Here is a 21,512-nt window from a genome sequence, read left to right on the forward strand (position 1 = left end):
ACAAGGGCGCTTTTTGCTCCCTTGTTGTTCGTTGTTATTCAAATGCAGTTTTGCGGTTGTGTATCAGCTTATGCTTAGCCCAGCGAAATATGCCTTTGATGTCATCAAGCATCAAGTATAAACATGGTACCAACACCAAGGTTAGCAATGTGGCAAACAGCACCGCAAACCCGAGCGCTACCGCCATCGGAATCACAAACCGTGCCTGTAAGCTGGTTTCAAACATAATAGGCAATACACCAACAAAGGTGGTAATCGAGGTGAGGGTGATAGCTCTAAACCTTGCACACCCAGCTTCAATCACCGCTTCTTTGATGGCGCTCCCTTTTGTTCGTAGATGGTTAACGTAGTCAGTCATTACCAAGGAGTCATTGACGACAACGCCTGCCGCCGCGATCAAACCAAACGTAGACATCATGCTCAGATCGAGACTGAACCAGTAATGCCCCCAAATGGCTCCTGTCAAACTGAATGGAATGACCGACATAATAATCAGTGGCTGGGTATAACTCTTCAATGGCACCGCAAGCAAAATATAAACAATGATCATCCCAGCAACGAAAAAGATTTTTTGCTCATCTTGTTGAGCTTGCTGTTCTTCAATAGTGCCACCAAGCTGGCTTTTTACCCCTGTATAATTCACTAACATATCTGGAATGATCTGCTCGTGGATTCTACCGACAACTTCATTAGGCTCAACCAACTCTTCATCAATCGAGCCATACACGTACACACTGCGGAAACCGCCTTCACGGCGAATGCTGCTTACTCCCGGCTTTTGGTTAATTTCCACCACATCACCCAACATCACCTTCTTACCTTCCGGGGTTGTGATGACCGCATAACGTAAAGAGGCAAATGCTTCTCGGGTCAGTTGCGGGTAACGAACCATGACTTTGATCTCTTCCCCATCACGCAGCACGCGTTGCGCTTCACCACCGTAAAAACTGCCACCGACTTGCAGAGCTATATCGGACAGGCTAAGCCCTAAGTCATAAGCCACAGGCGCAAGAGATAACAAAACTTCCTGACTACCTGCATCAATGGAAGACGAGATATCAAACAAACCTTCCTGCTGCTTAAGTTCGAGGATTAACGCTCTTCCCGCCGCATTGAGTGTATCGATATCAGAGCCATACAGCAGAAAGCCAAACTCGTCGCCTTTCTCATCATCATTCACATTGTCTGAAACAGTAAGCATTTTTAGGCCAGGGATCACAGGTAGCGCTTCACGCCAACGACGAGCTAATTCAAAGGTATTGAAAGGGCGCAGCTCTTCATCCACCAAAGGGATCACCAAACGCCCTTCTTTGCGCCCCTGACTGAAGGTCAGAATGTCGCGAATCATTTTCTGACCGGTTTGTTTTTCCGTCTCATCATCAATGTTGAGCACCGTACTTTCTATTAACTTCAGTGCGTCAATCGTCTGCTCACTCGACACGTTGTCATTCATCACCAACTTAATACTTGGGAAATCGTGTGGCACTTTAGGGGAGGGAATTATCCTGACGTAGTTCGCCATCACTAGAGCCACACTGATCACTAAAAGTGCCGTAAAACTGGCAAATACACTCCATCGCCAATACGTACAGAAAGTCACAAAACGCTTGTATGGACCATTCACAAAGCTGAAGAAACGATGGTTAAATCGGTCTCGCCAACTGCCTTTTTTGATCGGTTTAAACGTCGAGTGCGCCAAATGTGAAGGCAAAATCAGTTTTGATTCGATTAAACTAAAAATCAAACAAAGAATCACAATAGCGGCAATACCAAAGAAAAATGCTCGCTCGATGCCCTTTGACATCAAGAAAGGGGCGAATACCGCAATCGTCGTCAACACACCAAAGGTCGCAGGCGTCGCGACACGCTTGACACCACGGACGACATTATCAACCCCTCCGCCACGCTTCTCTATTTCAGAATAGGCACTTTCACCAATTACAATCGCGTCATCGACCACTATACCCAAGACCATAATGAACGCGAACAAGGACACAATATTGATACTGACGCCAATCGCCGGCATTAGCATAACCGCACCAAGAAAACACACCGGTAACCCTATCATTACCCACATGGCCAGTTTAACGCGCAAAAATAAACTCAGCATGAGCGCAACGAGCACCGCACCTTGTAGTAGGTTTTTCAGCATCATATCGAGGCGAGCATTGAGGTAGTAAGTCATGTCCACCAGTGTTTTGATCTTCAAATCCGATGGCAATTGAGTATTCTTCTGCTCAATATAGGCCTTCACTGATTCTGCAACCGTCACCATATTCTGGTCCTTAGTCGCTTTTACAGAGAGGTAAATTGCGTTTTCACCGGAATATTTGAAGTATCGGTCATCCTCAGTAAAACCGTCTTTGATGGTCGCAATGTCCTGCAGTAATACTCTGGCACCGTTTGCGCCTATTTTGACCGGGATATCGCGGAACTCTTCTCCGTTGTAATACTGATTTTCGATACGAACCGAAATCATCCCTGCATTGGTTCTCACCTCACCGGCGGAATAGTTAGCGGAATAACGTTGAATCGCCTGGGTGATGTCATTTAAAGTCAGGCTGTATTTACGAAGTATCTGTGGTTCAACTTCAATCGCAATTTCATATTCTGGCGCACTGAGATCCACCAAGGCTACATTTTGTAGCTGAAGTAGCTCGTCTTCGATGTGTTTGGCTATCGGTTTGAGCTCGATCAGTGAGCGGTCACCAACCAACGCCATTTCAATCACATCCTGGCGATATTCAAATTGATAGACCTGAATCGGCTCCATACCCGCTGGGAAGTTGGAAACAGAATCCACTTTCTGTTTGACTTTATCCAGTACGTCTTCAACATCTTGGTTAACATCGACCTCTATTTCTATCGCTCCGCTTCCACGAGAGGCCGTCGTCACCGCTTTTTTGATCCCAGTGACATCTTTGAGAGACTCTTCGAGTTTAATCAGAATACTCTCTTCAACTTCCTGCGGAGATGCACCTGGGTACTGAGCACTGACGTTAATGTAATTCACTTCAATGTTGGGGAACATTTGACGCTGAATAAAAAAGAAACTGACCGTCCCAACAATGAGCACAAATGCCATAAGTAAATTGGCCGCAACCGGGTTATGAGCAAAGTAGGCAATCAGCCCTTTTTGTTTTGAATCATCCATGTGCCATTCCTACAGGTTTAAATCTGTTTGGGTGGCTGCGACTTCAACTCGCATCCCTTGCTGTGGGTATTCAGGGACGGTCAGTACGATCTTATCTTCATCCGTCAGGCCCTCATTGATTAACATAAATTCTTGCTCTGCTCTTAGCACATTGACAAGACGAGGCTCAAGCTCATTATTTTCATTCACCACCCACACCTGCCGATTATTGACCAGTTCTTGAGGCAAACGGTAAATATGCTTAAGCTCTTTACCAACAAACTGAACTTCAACGTAGGAACCAAACTTGAGCGGTGACGCATTCGATTCAATCGCGTATGGGTCATCAACACGCACAACCATATTGATCATTCGCGTCGCACTGTCGACAACACCAAGATCACGCGCAATAACTCCCTCTCGTTGGGTATCCACAATGCCTCTTTGTATAACATTGGCGGCTATGCCAGCATAGTTCTTAGGTAGAAACGCACTATCGAATCCTGCAATCGGAATATGTATCTCCGCGGCCTCGACATTGTTCAGCGTTGCGACATGCGCACCTGCGGAAATATACTGACCGACACCAATATCTCGGGATACCACTAACGCATCATACGGAGCAACAACATTGCAATGTTCAAGATCACGGTTAGCTCGCTTGAGTGCAGCTTGCGCTGATTTCACCTGAGCTTGCGCGCTTAAAACCTGAGGTTTACGTAAATAGAGTTCCGTCACCTGTTTGGCTGGTAGGTTTTTTGCCTGCCGTTTAGCCACTTCGGCTTTGGCTTTTTCTTCGATTAACGCCGCTTGAGCACTTGCTAGATTCGCTTCTGCTTGAAGCACTGCTGCTTGGTAATTATCGCGCTCAATAGAGAAGAGTGTTTCCCCTCTTTTTACCACTCCACCAACAACAAAATTGGGGTGCCAGCTGACCACTTCTCCTGAAACCTGAGCTGAAAGTTGAGTCACTTCAGCAGGAACCAATTCGCCATAGCTTGTGATAAGTACTTTGTGGTCACTTGAGCGTACTGTTGATACCGTGACCATGAGAGGTTTCTTTTCCGGCTTAGTTCCCGATCCATCAGAAGCACTCGCAGTAATCGCAGCATAGCCAGCATAAGCCCCTCCTAGAAGAATAAAGGGAAGCAACCAACGTAACGGCTTAATTTGCATAAATAATCCTTATTAGAATGACAGCCTATTGTCCTTACCTGATTATCGTCAGACATATTTTTATACGAGTCAGCACTAGCTTCGACATCATATAGATAATAAATATCCATATCATTTATGCTTTTTATTGTTCATTAATTTCACTAAAGAACTGACTTAGCGAAAATTTTCAGCAAAGACAATGCCAACCACAAAGTATTTAAAATACAATAAGTTAAATAAAAAGAAGCCACACCAAAAAACATGAATAAGGTAAATATGTCTACATGTTGGCGAAATTTACCTAGGTTCCTGACAGCCACATAAAGTTGATGTATTCAGCACGGCCACGGGAAGAGCAAGATCTGTTTATTTGATAGGGGAAGTCTATTTCCTACGGCAACACAAGGAAATGTTTTGGGCCTGAAATCGAAGTCGCCGGTTACGACTTAACATAATGCTAAGCCGTAAACCCTGATTCAATCTTCCAAATTAAGGGGCTATCGGCTGAGGCTGGTAGCGTCCAGGCTTGTGATTCATTGCCAGAATCAAGTTTGTCGTTATCGCACCGACAACAGAGAGAAGAATCAAGGAAATATCAACGATAAACAGAGATAAAACAACGATCGAGCAATCGAGCGCCATTTGGACTTTACCCGCTCGAATACCAAAACGCTCCTGAAGAAATAACGCGAGAATGTTAAACCCTCCTAGACTCATCTTATGACGGAAGATAACCAACATCCCCATACCTATTAAGCCTCCTCCTAGCAGTGCAGCGTATACAGGCTCGATACGAGCAATCTCTATGACATGATGGAGATGATCGACAGCAAGGGAAACAATGCTGACAGCGACAAAAGTATTCACGGTAAACCGCCAGCCCATACGGGTAATCGACAAGGCATAGAACGGTAAGTTAAGTACAAAAAACACCTGACCAAAGCTGAAATCGCTTACCTTGGTCAGAAATATCGATAGCCCTGCGGTACCACCAGTTAACAAACCGACTTTATTGAAGAAAATCACTCCAAGTGAAACCAGAGCACTCCCTAAAATCAGCGCAAGTAAGTTCTCACGCAAACTATGTTCTTTATCCATTTTGGCTTCCTATCCTAATACAGCTCACAAATCATGCATGAGCCAAACGCGGATAAGATGTCGATAATTGACAATAATGTCGAGATAATGCGTTAAATCTGTTAATAGCTGAGTGTTTAAGAAGGTTTACAATTCCTTAAGATAGGCCCTAACACTATTTAGCAATTTCAAACGATGTTGATAACTAGGTTAATCATTGATTGATGTTAACCTGACTGATTGAGAACCTTTTTTACAAACGGTTGTTTTACCATCAAAACAAACCGAACCTGCCATCCGCTTTGCTCTGTACATGGCTTCATCCGCCATACTTAACAACACCTCTTTGTTCTTGGTTTGATCAGGGAAGTAACTGACACCTATACTCGCCCCAACGTTAAGTGTTCGGCCATTAAATTCAATTGGTGCGTTGATCGCATCCAGTAATTGCTCTGCCTTTTTCGCAACAATTTCAAAATCATGCAACAGATCAAGACAGATAACAAATTCATCGCCACCAAAGCGTCCTGCAAAATCAGACTCTCGAATGGCGGCAGTAATACGACTGGCAACTTCAATAAGAATGGCATCTCCAGCTTCATGCCCAAAGGTATCATTCACAGATTTAAAGTCATCCAAATCAATGAAGAAAATAGCCAGCTTGCATTGAGTTCGGTTCGCTTTCACGATGGCATTTTCTAGTGCTTTATCAAAAGCTCGGCGATTAACTAGGTTAGTCAGTGGGTCATGTTCAGATAAAAAGATCAGTTGTTCCTGCTTATGCTTAAGTTGCTGCGTTTGGCGCATCACCTCCTCTTCCAACTCTTGCTTAGTCACCGTAGTTTCACACAATGACAACGTCATCTGGTTAAAAAACTGCGCCATGATTCGAAACTCGGTGTCCATTTTCACTGCTTCTACTTTCGAGTCTAATTTCCCTTCAGCCAAATCAACCATCGCGTTTTTCATGGCTTCTGCACCTGATTTGAAGCGAAAAGCAATTAACCAAGCCGTTGCACTGACTAAGATTGAGCAGATGACCAACCAAGCCGCGGCATAGATCATCACTTGGTGAAGGCTATCTGCATTACGATTAAGTACCGACTGATAAACATAAGCGAGTTCTTCCGTCATATTCTGAACAATCATATTGTAGCGAGAGTGAAGCAACCCCCGAGCATTAATGTTCCCAGAGCCCTGGTCATCCAAGCCATTAATTGATAAGAAGTAGACTTGTTTCTCTTTATTAAGCAGCGCGTTCAAGCTGCGGTTCATACGTTGGATATTACCCAGCAGACTATTATTTTGTTTATAGGCAGTTAATTTCGTGGCTAATTCCGCCTGAGCTAACTCGACTTGATTAAGGCTAGGCTCATCACCAAATTGAAGAAAAACCCACAGCTGACTTCTGAGCAAATCGACACACAACTGCAAATCAATGATCTGATCCAGCTCGGCTTTTGTCTTACGTTGCTCATCCGATACTTTTGCAAAAGAGATAATGATGAACAAAGTCAGCATCAGTGTAGTGGTCGATAGAACAAACAACTTCTTAAACAATGAATCCAACATGGCTTACTCTCGCAAAGCAATGATCTGCTGATAGGGTTGAGTAAAAAAAAGGTTCCTAAAATCGGGTTGTTCATTCGCGACCAACTCACTTTCTACTGCCCATCTTGCTTGATATTGCAGGTTGGAAAGTAAAGAATTGCCCAAAGATAGGCGGAAAACATAGTCCTCCCAAGACCATTTAACCTGATTTTCTGGAATATTTAGACGCTTGGTAATGATGCTTAGAGCCTGACTAGGATTGGCATTAATCCACTCTACAGCATCATCAATGGCTTGTAATAAATACGTGGGCTCTTTGCCGGCAAACTCGAGATAAGGTGTTGTCGATAGTAAGTTGAAAGAGAGTTGATAAACCCCTGGAGTCCCTAAATTCAACACTTCAGCTGCAGATAGAATATCCGCTTTATACCCCATAGGCTCCCATGCTGAAATGGCCTCCACACGGTAAGACAATAAAGCGGGAACCAGCTCATGAGGCTGAAGGTAGACCTTTTCGACATCAAGACTTTTGAGATTACTGGCGATTAAAATAGCATCGAAATAAAACTCACTGGCACTACCTTTTATCACGCCCACCTTTTTACCCTGTAAAGCGCTTAAATCTTTGATTCCAGAAGGATCCAGCGTCAACAGTTTCAAATCGTTGTCGGATTCAACAAAGCTGACCAGCAGGGCCAAATCATTGCGTTCGAAACTCTGGAACATGACTACGGATTCGGAAGCCGTCGCATACTCTACATCACGATTTAGCATCAGTTGAGTGCAAGCAAGGCCTCCGACACAAGGGTAAAGAGTAACATCAAGATCATAGTCTTCAAAAAAGCCGAGATGCTCAGCAATTAGAAAAGGCGAAGAGAGTGGGGTCAGAGAGACACCAACTCTTATTTTGTGGTTACTAGACTCTTCCTGCCATTCATATTTAACGACCCCAAAAGCCGCTACACCTATCAATACAGAGCCAAGACCTAAAGCCAATAAATTCCATTTAACAAGTGGCATGACAAACCCGCTCTAAATTAAGAAACCTAGCTCATATAAAGTTAGCTTATAGATTTATGACTTTGAAAGAAGGCACCATTTTTTATAGGGTTCAGTGTAATTCTTTACCGTTTACGTGAAGGAAATCACAATAAATCACTAAAAAGTCATAACTCTCAGAAATAATACGTATTTAACAAAGTTAGCAATAAACTCCCCTCACCTAGAATACGTAAGAACAAATCAGACTCATAGTTATACATATATCCCTCAACCACACTGCTTAATTTTAGGGTATCCGATGAAAGTACTAATTTTTGGTGGAAACGGTGGCATAGGCCACGCAATTTGTCAGCATTTAGCGCAAACAATCCCTTCGACAGAAGTGCACGCAACCTATAGAAATACTCGACCACCGAGCTCACATGAAGCAATCATTTGGCATCAACTAGACGTAACAAACGAAGCGAAAGTACAATTGCTAGCTAATGAAATAAAGTCATTAGATTGGATTATTAACGCGGTTGGATTGTTGCATGATAAGCACCACGGGCCCGAAAAGAACCTCAAATCATTTGAACCCGATTTTTACCTGAAAAACATCATGAATAATGCGATGCCGACTATGTTGATCGCCAAACACTTTCAAAGCGCCTTGAAGCATAGCAGCCAGCCAAAACTCGCAACTATCTCAGCCAAAGTCGGCAGCATTAAAGATAATCAATTGGGAGGCTGGTATAGCTATCGCTCATCTAAAGCGGCACTCAATATGCTACTTAAAACCCTCAGTATTGAATGGGGAAGAACTATGCCCAAAGCATGTGTTCTTTCACTACATCCAGGCACAACGGACACCGAATTATCAAAACCTTTTCAAGCCAATGTACCAGAGGGAAAACTGTTTGAACCTGATAGAGTGGCCGCAGATCTCGTCAAGATCATTTCCGAAGCAACATCAGATATCAGCGGCAGCTTTCTTTCTTATAGCGGTGAAGAACTGCCTTGGTGAGGCATAGGTTTAAGCAATGACAATCAAACCAAACTTCGACAGTAACTGCTCTTGCTGCCAATCACAGATCTTCACACCACTAAGTGAGACCCTACGCATGTCTAAAGCTTCCAAGTCAACATGAGTTAAGTCTGCGCTTTCCAAGTTAAATGTGCCCCACTGCTCTTTGCTGAATTCACCACGCGACAAATCCGCACCCAGCATACTGGCTCCGAACAGGTTGGCACCACTCCAACGATTTTCAAACAACTCGCACTTTTCTAGCAATGCGCGCTCGAAGTCGGTGTAACTCAGGTTACACCCTGTTATGTACGCCGAACAAAAGTAAGCTGAATGGCTAATACGGTTCACAAAATTCGCACGCTGAAAGTTCGCACCTTTTAAATCGCACTTTCTCAATTCGATACCAAAACAATCTGCACCAACAAACTGGCTCATGGCTAACATACAGTTTTCAAAACTGGCATCCTTGAGGTTGGCATATTGGAAGCTGCACCCTTCCAGCGCTTGCGCTTCAATGAATTTACAGTTGATAAACTTTGCATCACGTAAATCCGCTCGGTCAAAGTTGCATTTAATGAACTGACAACCCTCATACACCTGCTGCTGTAAGTCCTGATGAGAGAAGTCTTGCTGATGATACGTCTGATCTTTTATAGACATGTGTTCTCCTTAGTTGGCGCAAGACTAGCACTCTAAGCCTTTGTTTTTCCATAAAAATAAAACCTTAAACATCAGGCGCTTAAAACACCCTAAAATCGCCAATTTAAGGCATCAAAATGGCGATTTAAGAGCCTTCTACTTTGAAATTCGAAGGCGCATATCAAGAAAAAAGTTTAAAGCTTTAAATCACTGTTCAGATGACCGTTTTAAAAAGTAAAAAGGCGTAGAGCATTTGGAGCAGTTTTGCTCTAATACACGGCAGTGAATCTCAAGAGATAACGTAATGGAAGAAATCTATTTTGCTGGTGGCTGCTTATGGGGTGTACAGGAGTTTATGAAGCACCTGCCAGGAGTATTACTAACTGAAGCCGGGAGAGCCAATGGCACTAGTCAGGATACCAAAGGGGAATATGATGGCTATGCAGAATGCGTCCGCACTCAGTTTGACCCTGAAAAAGTATCAGTTCTGGAATTGATGGATTTCTTCTTTGAAATTATCGATCCATACAGCCTCAACAAGCAAGGCGAAGATATCGGTAAAAAATACCGCACTGGCGTATATAGCATAAACCATAAGCATTTAACTCAGGCTCAGGACTTTATTGAGTCTCGCTCAGATCGCGAACGTATTGTGGTAGAGATACTTCCGCTGACCAACTATGTCAAAAGCGATGATGAGCATCAGGATCGCCTGACCCTCTACCCAGACGATTATTGCCACATTCCGATAGACTTACTACACAAGTATAAGAATCAATACAACCAAGGCTAGAGTAATACACTAGCCTTGATGCTATTTAGGAGGAGGCTCCTAAACTTTAAACTTGCTGAGATTAGTGTGTAAGTCATTGACATGTTTGGCGATTGCTTCATTTGCCATGGCTGTACTCTTCGTTTCTTCCGCGGTTTCTTCTGCAAGAGTTTTAATGCTGGTCAAGTTATTATCCAAGTCTTGAGTAACCGTCGATTGCTCCTCAGCCGCAGCAGCAATTTGTAAGTTAAGCCCTGCGATCTGATTGACTGATTCTGCAGCAATTGAAAAAGTATTGGCAGATTCTGAACTCTTCTCTAAACAAAGTTTTGCGGTATCTGTCCCTTTCTTCATACTCGATACAGCATTTCTTGCTTCAGACTGCAACGTATCGACTAGCTGCTGAATATCCACCGTTGCTTCTTGAGTGCGCTGAGCGAGTGAGCGAACCTCGTCCGCAACCACCGCAAAGCCACGCCCTGTTTCACCTGCGCGAGCCGCTTCGATGGCAGCATTCAAAGCAAGCAAGTTAGTTTGTTCAGCGATACCTTGAATAGATTCCAGTACTTGCCCGATATTGTTGGTCTCGGAAACAAGGTTTTCAATCACACTCGATGATGTGGTGACCTCATTTGCCAGCTCTTGGATAACCTCCTGAGTTGCTAGCGCTTCTTTCTGACCATCCATGACGCGTTTTCGAACTTCATCAGTCACCGAAGACGCGTTGGCCGTACTGTTCGCCACTTCCTGTGTCGTCGCGTTCATTTGGTTAATCGCTGTCGCCACCTGCTCGATATCGCAACGCTGCTTTTCAACGTTCTGTAACGTACGCTGCATAGCGGTAACGGCAACTTGTGAAGATCCACCAAGCTCTCGCGCCTGTCCATTGATTTGCGAAATTGTTCCTATCAACACACCTAAAAAATGATTGAACGCATTCGCTACTGTTCCGGTTTCATCTCGAGAAGAATCGTCGAGTCGAATAGTCAAATCTCCATCGCCTTCAGCAACCTGCTTTAATCTATCAATTAAATTTAAGATTGGCGTACGAATAGCACGTGTGACCAAGAAAGGCAGAAGAACACCTAAAGCTATCGACACTGAAGCAATGATCGTCATCCACTTGATCGCATACTTCTCATCCTCTTCAGCTTGCAGTGCACTGGCGAGAGTAAAGTTGTGCACCTCATCAAGAATCGAAATCAACGATTTATCAATTTCATCTTCATGTGCTTCCACTTTCTTAGAGAACTCAAGCATCTCTTCGATTTGACCATTGCTGCCGTAGTCCATTGTTTTGTCAACTTCACCAACAAGCGTGCTGTAAGACTTCTCGACAACTTTCAGCTTGCCAAGAAGCTTCTCGAATTTTTCTTGCGCCTCAACTGAGTGCAACAGTGGTATGGCTTTCTCAATGAACTGTTCAACTTCATAGAGTTCTTTTTCGGTTTTGACCGTCAGGTCATGAACCTTTTTCTTGGCTTCTTCGAATACGCTCATCTGGGCCATTCCTTGCTCAACGCGGATCGCTTTAATGAGTGCTCTTTCGAACAGAATCGCTTGTTCCAACTGATGCTCTGTCACCACCGTCAACATTTTAGTTAACGGGATATCTTCTTCTGCGATATCAACCAGCTCGTTACCAATCTTGTTCATTTGATAAAGGGCAAAACCGCCCATAATCATCATGGCAAGCAATTGGGAAAACCCAAGTAAATACACCTTTTGGGCAATGGTTAATTTAGATAGCATACCTATCCCCTCAATCCTTTCTAACAAAACACTTTAATTCACATCACTGACTTCCGCGTTGTAACAAGCGAATGTATGTCGTGAGAGCTAATATGGCGAATGTTGGGTTGGCAGGTGTTTATAGCTCGCAGAATGATGATCTATTCTCTACATTGCCCTATATGCTTTGACAGAGTCCGTTCTAATTGCTTTTGCTTAAGCCGTTGAATCGTTCCACTGACAGGCACAAATTCCAACATTTCCACTTATGGTTCCTAACTCTCTTACTTCAAAAACCATACTGTTTATTTAATCACTTGGCTCTGAAGCCATCTTGCTCTTTTGCTAGCGCATAGAGGGCTCAAAATTGGCTGCTGAGCACATCTCTATGCAATAACCCTGTCAAACACTTTCTTGAACATGGCTCTGATAGCTGATATGCAACAGGGTTTAACAGAATGTTTACAAATTATGTGCCAGAGACAAAATCGTACTTTAATGATCGATTTGAGAGAAAAGCGGGTAATAAAAGCCATTAAATCAAAAAAACAAAACGCATATTGCAACCACATTGCAATATGCAATTGCAATGTGGTTAAAGCAATCAATAACCACACAAATCAAATGGAAAAGAGTTACTTAGGTTTTTTGCTGACTTTTTACGGTTGGCATCAATGCTCCAATCCGCCAGTCAAATTTTACGGCACATACAGCCAACAATATCCCAATGACTCCCAAACCTTGCGATAGATTCACCACATTACCAAAGGCAAAGTAATCCACCACTAAAGCGGTCACGGGGTACACGAAAGATAAAATGGCGATGAGATGAGTGGTGAGTTTTTGAAAGGCATCATACATAATGACGTACATAAATCCGGTATTTACTAAACCAAGTGTGAGTAACGCTCCCCACTGAACTGGAACCTTCGGCAGCGCCGACCAATCCACCATAGGTAACAGTAAGACAACACCCACACTGACCTGAACAAGTGCAATCACGCTTGGCGATACTTGGCTGACTTCTTTGGTCAATAATGTCGTCACTGTGTACAACAGTGCAGCACCCAGCGCCAATAACAGCCCAAACAATATTTGCTGGCTGCCAACATCTTCACCTTGCAGCAAAGTACTTAGCTGCGTTAGCTCCAGATCAGTCACTAACACCAACCCAATCACTGCTACTGATAGCCACACAATGAGGTTCATTGATGGCAATTGCCTTGCCATCAATGAACCAGCAACAACTAACATAATTGGTTGCATGTGGTAAGCAATCGTCGCAATAGAGAAAGGGATATAATCAAAAGAGGCAAAGAGCAAAACCCAGTTACCCACCAAAGTAATACCACCCGCCACAATCAATCCAAGTACCTTTCTATTCAGGCCTGCAGTAAACGAACCATACTGCCATTTAACGTAACCAGCCAGAAACAGGCCTGCGATCAAACAGCGGAAAAATACGACATTCCAAAACGACTGACCTGACTCAATCACAAACAATCCTATGGTTCCCGATAACACCATAGCGGTAATCATTTTGATGGTGCCTGCTTCTGTATCATTCCTATACATAATTCATCCCCTTGAATCTACTAAGTAATACACATAGATTAAGAAGTAATCCCCGACAAAGGCATGGCGAAATGAAGCTCATTTTTCAATGAGACTTAAAAAAGGAAGACAAATATGCGTAAGAACCTTAAAAACGAAGATTGGACGCTGGACGCCATCGATAGCCAACTACTCGACTTACTTAACGATAACGCGCGAATGCCAGTCGCAGAGCTAGCCCGAGAAGTGAAAATGTCGTCTCCGAGCGTTAACGAGCGACTCAAGCGTATGGAAGAGTTCGGCGTTATTTCAGGATATCGGGTTCAACTCGCACCAGAAAATTTAGGATTCCCACTTGAAGCCATCGTACGTATGCGTCAACTACCGGGAAAGATAAAACAGCTGGAAGCCATGATCATCGAAACGCCAGAGTTTATTGAATGCGACAAAGTCACTGGTGAAGATTGTTTTTATGCTCGGATGCGTTTCGGCACAATGGAGCAATTGGATGAAATCCTAGACAAAGTATCCTCTCTGGCTGAAACCAATACCTCCATTGTGAAATCAACACCCGTCAAACGACGTAACGTGCCTTACCAATATTCTCGCTCACAAAAATAATGGGCGAGCAAAATTCTGCTCACCCATCTTAATCTTCGCTCAATGAATCAATCCATTCATCGACTTTGACCTGCTAACTTAGCGCTTGCCGCTCTGTGTTTTTCCGTGGCAGGTTTTACAATCAAACCGATGCCTATCAGAAATAACGCACTCGCGATGACTTGAGACACAGAGAGCACTTCGTCATACATGAAATAGCCACTAACTAAAGCGAATACTGGAACAAGCAAAGTCAAAGGTGCTGCGGTGCTTAACGGGTATTTAATCAGTGTTCGATTCCAGACCCAGTAACCAAACAAGGTGGTTGGATAAGCCTGGAAAGCCACCGCAATTGTCGTACTCGTATCCCAGTGTTCATAAGCTTGCCAAAGGATTTGTTCACCGTGCAATGCTGTCGCGAACAACACGAGCGGTACAGGCGCAAACAACATTCCCCACACATTAAATGCAAAAGCCTGTTTGGTTTTGGAAGCTTTAACGATGACTCCCATTAAGGTCCAACTGATTGCCCCAATCATAATCAGCATAAGGCCTGAAGCAGTAATATTACCGTTAGTCGCAGACACCAGCACCAATAGCGCGACCATAGCAAGCAAAGCCCCCATCCATTTTCGAGGCGACGACTTTTCTTTAAAGACAAAAAGCCCGACCGCCATGCCGATCAATACGTTGCTCGACAGTAAAACCGAAGACATTCCGGAAGACAAACCCGCAGTAATCGACCAAGACGCCATGCCCCAGATCCCGACGCCAAACACTAACCCATAACTGACCAGATAGCGCCAAGCCACGTTTGGTCTGGCGATAAAAAAGATCGCCGGGATCACCGCAAGCGCGAAACGGGCAGCTGTCGCAATCAGTGGGTGAACATTGGTAATCCCCATTTTGATCATTGAGAAGTTAAATCCCCAAATAGCCATGACGAATACCGCAAGTATTAGGTCGTTTTTCTTCATTGTTATCCCTCCATTCATTCTGTGAATATGAGTATCGCTTGCGAGTAAAAAGGGATACAGATACAATTTTTCAAATAAAAACCAGTACAGTTGTTGTGATGATGAGCATTTATAAGCAGTTAGCCAATCAATTCATTGAAGATATTCAACACGCTAAGCTGTGTGAAGGGGACAAAATGCCCTCTTTACGGCAGCTCTCACAACAGCACTCTGTCAGTATGTCGACCGCCGTTAGTTGCTATCAGGAGCTGGAATCACAAGGCTGGATTCAGTCACGCCCTCAAGCGGGTTACTTCGTCGCACCTCGCCAGCACTCCCACCAAACACCTGAACTCACGCAGTTTGTCAGCACAATTTCAAAAGTCCGCCACTTTAATTCTGTACATTCAGCACTGCGTGGTCCATTAGGTGTTTCCAGTACTGCTAATGATGAACAAGCCGTAACAGAGCTCGAACGCAGTTTTCGCCGAGCCTTGCGTCGAATGGGCGACCGACTCAACCACTATCCTGATGTTCAGGGAGAGCCTCTGCTGCGTCAGGCATTATCGACTCACTTTTCTAAAGTCGGCGTGCACTTTTCTGCCTGTGATCTTGTCATCACCGCGGGTTGTATGTCAGCGATAAAAGCGGCAATAGAGTCCTGTACCGAGCAAGGTGATGCCATCGCGATCAGCTCACCATGCTTTAACGGCATCATCGAGTTACTTGGCCAAATGGCGCGAAAAATCGTCGAAATTCCTTCTTTAGACGACGGAATAGACTTAGAGCAATTAGAAGGACACTTTAGGCAAGGGACTGTTAAAGCAGGGATTTTCTGTACTTCTCATATGAACCCTCAAGGAATCAGTATGTCAGCCCAGCAAAAGCAAACACTGGCTCTGCTAGCGAATCAGTACCAAGTTCCCGTGATTGAAGACGACGTTTACCTTGAGCTCTCCTACTCAAGCCATACCCCTCTGCCAGCCAAATACTACGACCAAAATGGCTATATTCTCTGGTGTGGATCTGTTTCCAAAAGCCTCTCGCCCAGCTACCGGCTAGGTTGGTGCTTACCCGGGCGCTATATGTCCATTTATCAAGGCAGGTCTGGCGCCAGTAGCTATGGGGTCTCGACACCAATTCAGCTTGCTGTCGCTGACTTTATTGACTCCGGCCAGTACGCTAAGCAGCTCAGACGCAGAAAGCAAAAGCTACTTTCGCTAAGAAAAGACTATCTCGATTACCTGATCACTCAATTGCCTAATCACATAAAGATCAGCAACCCACAAGGCGGTATGGTACTTTGGATCCAAGCTCCGGGTTTGGACAGTAAACAGTTACAGAGTGAAATCGAAACTCAGCAAATTGATATTCGCCTTGGGCATCTCTTTACCACTCTCGATATCTACTCTGACTGTGTCAGAATCAATATGGGTTACCCACTTGAAGGGCGTGCCAAACAGGATTTGGACACACTTATTAGTCTTTTGATTGAACTCTCAGGATGAAGTGACGTTTAAGGCGCGCTTAGAACGTCACATCTTTACTCGTTATACGTTTTCCAATTCAGGCTCGCTGATGGACGCTTTCAATCCTTTTGCAAGACGCTCTACTGCTACCGTTAGCTCCTCTGGCGTGGCATTAGTGTAGTTCAGTCTTAATGCAGGCTTGGCTTCATCTGCATTTGGATAGAATACCGGGCTTGGCACAACCGCAACGCCATTCCCTAGCAACGCTTTTGCTAGTGCAAATGTATCGCAGGATGGCAGCGTAACCCAAATGAACATGCCACCTTCAACAGGCTTCACTTCGCAGCCAGCTGGTAGCTGCTTTTGCAGCTCAGCAAATAGCTTCTCATAGCGGGATTGATACAGTTCTCTAACCGTACCAATGTGCTGTTCAAAGCCTTGGTGTTTCAGTAGACCTAGCAGTAGCGCTTGCATAGGGACACTTGAGTGTAAGTCAGCACCTTGCTTGATCTTGATGAGTGGCTCAAGATATTCACTCTTACCACTTACGACACCAACTCGCAGACCCGGAGACGCGATCTTTGAGAAAGAGCGCAGCACAATAGAGTGTTGTGGACAGAAGTCAGAGACCAATGGAATCGCTTGACCTGAGAATCTAAGTTCACGGTACGGTGCATCTTCAATCAGAACAACATTGTATTGCTCACACAATGCACCAACCTTCTGACGAGTTTCCAAGGTCCAGCACACACCAGTTGGATTATGAAAATCTGGTACGGCGTAAAACATCTTAGTTGACTGTTCAGCGAAGCTCTTCTCAAGTGCATGTAAATCAGGACCCGCTTCCGTTTGAGGTACAGTGACAATATCAGCCTGAACCAAACCAAACACCTGCATCGCACCAAGGTAGCTAGGTGCTTCCATGACCACTTTGTCGCCCGGGTTGACATAAGCACGAGCGATCAGATCTAGTCCTTGCTGCGAGCCTGTACAGGCCATTACTGAGTGCGTCTCTGGCAACTCAAAATACTCTGTTAGGAACTCTAAAAGTGGTGCGTAACCTGCGGTTGCTCCGTATTGGAAAACTTCCGGCATTGATGAAAGGCTTTCTAGTGTCGGCTTCATTAGTTCAATTGGAAATGTACTTTCATCTGGCAAGCCACCCGCTAGAGAGATGACATTTTTATCTGATGCAGCAGCGAGAATTTCACGAATATAAGACGACGAGATTTGTTGCAGGGAGCGAGCGATTTCCATAACAGTTCCTGAGTGTAATTTTAGAATTTTTATCGTCGAAAAGACGTTAATGAAGTGTATAACCCATTGATGAAAATAGGATGTCCGTTTATGCTGTTCAACATGTCCATTTATGCTATTTTTCTTTATGAGCCGACAACACATATTTCGAATCAATGACGTGCTTTATCACATTCATAAAGACATCAGTAAATCCTTACCAGCCAAGGAATTAGCGGACATCGCAGCGTATTCTGAGCAACACTTTCACCGTGTTTTTAAGCAGGTTGTCGGAGAATCCATCCATCAGTATATTCGCCGAACACGAATGGAGTACGCCGCAAATCAACTAATGTTTGATCCACATTCCTCAGTATTAGACATCGCCAATAAATGTGGCTTTCACTCTGTTTCTTCGTTCAGCCGCGCATTTAAATCCACTTTCAGTGTCTCGCCAGGAGAATGGCGAAAGCACGAGCAACAAAACACCGATAAGCCCTACCTTAAAGATCCTGAAATCGCCGCAGGCTATCATCGCGTCGCAAAGAAAACTCTTCCCGAGCCTAAAATCACCGAAACCTCCGATCGCCTCGCTGCCTATGTTCGCCATGTGGGTTACAGCCGAACCGTAAAAAATGCTTGGCGAGTTTTAAATGCATGGGCAAGCAGCGAGGGACGTGACACATCACATCAATACGGTTTACATCATTCAAACCCAGCGTTGGTTGAACTGGATAACTGTCGCTACGTAGCGTGTATCGAGATAGACAAACCGATCAAAGTGCGCGGCTTAGTTAATCAGTTGATCATTCCCGGTGGACTGCACGCGGTATTTCGCCTGACCGGCGTCTATGGAGAGTTGCTACCTCAAATCAGCAAAGTACATGAACAGTGGCTGCCTGACTCCGGCTTCAAGCTAGGTTCAACACCTGCCTATGTCCATTATCACAGAAACCATTTTCTGCATGAGGATGAGCAATTTGAACTGGATTTCTATCTTCCCATTAGCTTTTATTAACCTCCCTCAATATTGCGTTACACATTAATGATGGGGAGAGTAGCCAACGCATAGAGATAGTATTAAGGCAGATGTAGTAACATACACCTGCCTTAATTAAAGCAACGAGTCCAGATCGAGTCAGTTTTATCGACCTTTAAAAGAAACTTTCGACAGACTCAAAATCGATACGGACTCATTTTGAAACTAACTAGTTTATTTACTGTCTCGGGTTTCTTCCCGAACAAATTTCACTTTCAAAGTCGCTACGATAAGGGTTGATATCAAGACCGCCTCGTCGCGTATATCTCGCAAAAACTGTCAGCTTTTCAGGGGCACAGCATCGTTTGATATCAGAATAGATTCGCTCAACGCATTGCTCGTGAAACTCATTATGTTCACGAAATGAGATTAAATATTTCAGAAGACTCTCATGATTGATTTTAGCTCCCGTATAACGGATGTATACGCTTCCCCAATCTGGCTGATTCGTCACCAAACAGTTCGATTTCAAAAGGTGAGAACATAAAGATTCAGAGACATACTCATCCACTGTGCTTCCGCATAGCGCATCCGCATCATACTCAAACGAGTCAACAGTAATATCCAAACCGTCAATGCAATCAAATTGCTTATTTATTGAGGTTTGTTGTGGTTCATCTACATCCATAAATGACACCGTCACTTTAGCACCAGCAGCATTAGTTAAGTCGGACTGCATTTTTTCAATAACAATATCTTTCGACTCAAAACGTGTTTGATTGAAGCTATTTAAATACAATTTGAATGACTTCGATTCAATCAAATTGTTGGACGTATGAGGAATAATAAACTCCGCGATTGCGACGATCGGTTTACCTTTATTGTTCAACCACGAAACTTCAAAAGCCGTCCACAAGTCATACCCAGCATGAGTAGCGACCTTCAGGTCTTTAATCTCATCTCTGCCTTTTTGTCTTGGGATAGGGTCGAGTAACTCAGGTTGATACTGAGAGATATACTCGCTTTTTTTACCTAGGTTCTTATCATAGGTTGTCATTATTATTTAATTCCTTGACGTTGATTAAGCGGGAAAACAATTTCCTTGCGAAATAAATTGGCGCGACACTGAACAGTGCATATAAGATCTTAATAGTAACCTGGCTGAGAAACATAACGAAAAGTACGTCATTGGGTAGTACATTAAAGAATGCAATACTAATAAATAGTGCGCTATCCACAACGGATGCGATACTGGTGCTTGCTATGACTCGAATGGCAAGCCATCGAGATTGAGTGGCGATCTTTATTTTGTTCAGGACGTAAGCATTGATGTTCTCAGAAATAAAGTAAGAACTTAAAGAAGCTAAGAACACTGAGGTCATACTCGTGACAAGCGAAGTATACTGTTCATCCATCGCTTGCCATGGGCCTATGCTAGGAATAGTGGTGGATAAATAGAGAAGAACGAGTATCCCAGCATTGACCACTGTCGATTGTATGATGGCTTTTCTGGCGAGCTTTAAACCAAAGTATTCGTTTAATATATCAACAAATATAAATGAAATTGGGTAAAGAAATATTGCGGCAGGTACAATTAAGCCTGTGTTGAATATTTCTACAGGTTTAATTCCGGTAATGTTTGACAATGTAAAAAGAGAACACAGACACAGTACAAGAAAAGAGTAGCTCATCCAATAACTTTCATGTCTGTCCTCTAGCTCGTATGCTCCTTCAAAGCTCGATTTTGAATAAACTTTCTTACATACTTCAACTAATTCATTTCGATTTAGATCATCAGCGACTTCACTGGAAATAAGATCTTTAGCGGGCATATTCACGACCTTTCCAGTTCCCCGAATCATCACGCTAGCCATCATTTCAGGGGCACCATTAAAGCCAATCAATTTATATTTTTTATTAAACACAAAAACGTTCCTCGAGTATTACTCCAAAAAGAAAATCGCCTTCTAAGAGAGAAGAGTTAGGGGGAAGAGAATGCAATGCACCACCGCGAACAATGAGCTTACTCAGCTCTTTTTCATTGTGATTCGAACGATCAATAATCAGTAGATTGCCCTTGGTAAAATAATTAGACAAAACCTGACCCACTCGAATCGCTACGATGTTACTCCCTTCAGAAAAGTGATAGGTAAGGGGATAATCAGTGACCAGGTCGCCGATGTAATATTCACTTTTCTGGATGAACTCCATTTCACTTAGAATCGGAACAGCAATTGGGTTCTTGTTTCCGCATACCGACACGACAGGTGTTTCAGATAGAAGATCTTCTAGGGATTCATTTTGAATGATATGACAGGTTGTTCCAAAGAAGTTAGCAATTCGTTCAACCGTCGAGGTCTGTACTCTTTCAACCTTGCCATCGAGTATTTTATAGATAGTCGAACGCGTAACACCAGTTTTGCGACTTAATGACGCCTTAGTTTCTTTACTCTTATTTAGGCCAAACTGTATGTTGTCTCTGAGTATGTCCAGTTGCTCACTGTTGTTCTTCATTGATGTGCCTTTTGGTCATAAAGCGAGGCCCAACCTCCCCAAAAAACAAATGATATCAGTATCATATAAAAAAACAATTAAATATACACATACATTCATAATGTGTACACTAAAGTGTATCTTTTGCTGTTG

18 protein-coding genes are annotated in these 21,512 nt (G+C 43.7%); 5 read left to right on the top strand and 13 right to left on the bottom strand.

Annotated elements, in window-relative coordinates:
* Positions 1-34: 34 nt before the first annotated feature.
* The 5 genes from L1D15_RS05110 to L1D15_RS05130 all read right to left on the bottom strand — a co-directional run bounded on the left by L1D15_RS05110 (position 35) and on the right by L1D15_RS05130 (position 7,939).
* A complete protein-coding gene (locus L1D15_RS05110) occupies positions 35-3,154 on the bottom strand; it encodes an efflux RND transporter permease subunit (protein WP_239874881.1) in 3,120 nt (1,039 codons plus the stop codon).
* Between the two features lie 9 nt (positions 3,155-3,163).
* Positions 3,164-4,309 carry an efflux RND transporter periplasmic adaptor subunit gene (locus L1D15_RS05115; RefSeq protein ID WP_239874882.1) on the bottom strand — a complete coding sequence of 382 codons (1,146 nt, stop codon included), beginning with the start codon at positions 4,307-4,309 and terminating at the stop codon, positions 3,164-3,166.
* A 471-nt stretch (positions 4,310-4,780) separates the two neighbouring features.
* Entirely contained in the window at positions 4,781-5,389 is a 609-nt protein-coding gene (locus tag L1D15_RS05120; RefSeq protein WP_239874883.1) for a YitT family protein, read from the bottom strand.
* 189 nt (positions 5,390-5,578) lie between these two features.
* Positions 5,579-6,940 (bottom strand): diguanylate cyclase, encoded by a 1,362-nt coding sequence (locus L1D15_RS05125; protein WP_239874884.1) that lies wholly within the window; start codon positions 6,938-6,940, stop codon positions 5,579-5,581.
* A gap of 3 nt (positions 6,941-6,943) precedes the next feature.
* Entirely contained in the window at positions 6,944-7,939 is a 996-nt protein-coding gene (locus L1D15_RS05130; RefSeq protein WP_239874885.1) for an ABC transporter substrate-binding protein, read from the bottom strand.
* A 280-nt stretch (positions 7,940-8,219) separates the two neighbouring features.
* Between L1D15_RS05130 and L1D15_RS05135 the strand changes: the two genes are divergently transcribed.
* The gene (locus tag L1D15_RS05135; RefSeq protein ID WP_239874886.1) at positions 8,220-8,927 is read left to right on the top strand and encodes an SDR family oxidoreductase; all 708 of its coding nucleotides are present in this window, start codon (positions 8,220-8,222) and stop codon (positions 8,925-8,927) included.
* 9 nt (positions 8,928-8,936) lie between these two features.
* On the opposite strand, the gene L1D15_RS05140 is transcribed toward L1D15_RS05135, so the two are convergent.
* Complete coding sequence (locus tag L1D15_RS05140; protein ID WP_239874887.1) at positions 8,937-9,590, bottom strand: Qnr family pentapeptide repeat protein; 654 nt, start codon at positions 9,588-9,590, stop codon at positions 8,937-8,939.
* A gap of 283 nt (positions 9,591-9,873) precedes the next feature.
* Between L1D15_RS05140 and L1D15_RS05145 the strand changes: the two genes are divergently transcribed.
* Positions 9,874-10,362 carry a peptide-methionine (S)-S-oxide reductase gene (locus tag L1D15_RS05145; protein WP_239874888.1) on the top strand — a complete coding sequence of 163 codons (489 nt, stop codon included), beginning with the start codon at positions 9,874-9,876 and terminating at the stop codon, positions 10,360-10,362.
* A 39-nt stretch (positions 10,363-10,401) separates the two neighbouring features.
* Here the strand turns inward: L1D15_RS05145 and L1D15_RS05150 are convergent, their stop codons facing one another.
* The gene (locus tag L1D15_RS05150; protein ID WP_239874889.1) at positions 10,402-12,093 is read right to left on the bottom strand and encodes a methyl-accepting chemotaxis protein; all 1,692 of its coding nucleotides are present in this window, start codon (positions 12,091-12,093) and stop codon (positions 10,402-10,404) included.
* A gap of 618 nt (positions 12,094-12,711) precedes the next feature.
* On the bottom strand, positions 12,712-13,647 hold the full coding sequence (locus L1D15_RS05155) for a DMT family transporter (RefSeq protein WP_239874890.1): 936 nt from the start codon (positions 13,645-13,647) through the stop codon (positions 12,712-12,714).
* Between the two features lie 114 nt (positions 13,648-13,761).
* Between L1D15_RS05155 and L1D15_RS05160 the strand changes: the two genes are divergently transcribed.
* Positions 13,762-14,247 (top strand): Lrp/AsnC family transcriptional regulator, encoded by a 486-nt coding sequence (locus tag L1D15_RS05160; protein ID WP_038159838.1) that lies wholly within the window; start codon positions 13,762-13,764, stop codon positions 14,245-14,247.
* Between the two features lie 56 nt (positions 14,248-14,303).
* Here L1D15_RS05160 and L1D15_RS05165 read toward each other — a convergent pair whose 3' ends face one another.
* On the bottom strand, positions 14,304-15,203 hold the full coding sequence (locus L1D15_RS05165; protein WP_239874891.1) for an EamA family transporter: 900 nt from the start codon (positions 15,201-15,203) through the stop codon (positions 14,304-14,306).
* Between the two features lie 101 nt (positions 15,204-15,304).
* Between L1D15_RS05165 and L1D15_RS05170 the strand changes: the two genes are divergently transcribed.
* Entirely contained in the window at positions 15,305-16,690 is a 1,386-nt protein-coding gene (locus L1D15_RS05170) for a PLP-dependent aminotransferase family protein (protein WP_239875121.1), read from the top strand.
* Positions 16,691-16,732: 42 nt separating this feature from the next.
* On the opposite strand, the gene L1D15_RS05175 is transcribed toward L1D15_RS05170, so the two are convergent.
* Complete coding sequence (locus L1D15_RS05175; RefSeq protein ID WP_239874892.1) at positions 16,733-17,908, bottom strand: PLP-dependent aminotransferase family protein; 1,176 nt, start codon at positions 17,906-17,908, stop codon at positions 16,733-16,735.
* A 127-nt stretch (positions 17,909-18,035) separates the two neighbouring features.
* Here L1D15_RS05175 and L1D15_RS05180 point away from each other — a divergent pair, with 127 nt between their 5' ends.
* A complete protein-coding gene (locus L1D15_RS05180) occupies positions 18,036-18,905 on the top strand; it encodes a GyrI-like domain-containing protein (RefSeq protein WP_239874893.1) in 870 nt (289 codons plus the stop codon).
* Positions 18,906-19,104: 199 nt separating this feature from the next.
* Here the strand turns inward: L1D15_RS05180 and queF are convergent, their stop codons facing one another.
* Genes queF through L1D15_RS05195 form a run of 3 tightly spaced genes read right to left on the bottom strand, consistent with a single transcriptional unit; the run spans position 19,105 to position 21,380 of the window.
* The gene (queF, locus tag L1D15_RS05185; protein WP_239836007.1) at positions 19,105-19,923 is read right to left on the bottom strand and encodes an NADPH-dependent 7-cyano-7-deazaguanine reductase QueF; all 819 of its coding nucleotides are present in this window, start codon (positions 19,921-19,923) and stop codon (positions 19,105-19,107) included.
* On the bottom strand, positions 19,910-20,791 hold the full coding sequence (locus tag L1D15_RS05190) for a queuosine precursor transporter (RefSeq protein WP_006961413.1): 882 nt from the start codon (positions 20,789-20,791) through the stop codon (positions 19,910-19,912). Before L1D15_RS05190 ends, queF begins: the two co-directional genes overlap by 14 nt.
* Entirely contained in the window at positions 20,784-21,380 is a 597-nt protein-coding gene (locus tag L1D15_RS05195) for a helix-turn-helix domain-containing protein (protein WP_239874894.1), read from the bottom strand. Before L1D15_RS05195 ends, L1D15_RS05190 begins: the two co-directional genes overlap by 8 nt.
* Positions 21,381-21,512: the final 132 nt, after the last annotated feature.

It is taken from the genome of Vibrio sp. Isolate25 (assembly GCF_022398025.1).
Classification (GTDB): domain Bacteria; phylum Pseudomonadota; class Gammaproteobacteria; order Enterobacterales; family Vibrionaceae; genus Vibrio; species Vibrio coralliilyticus_A.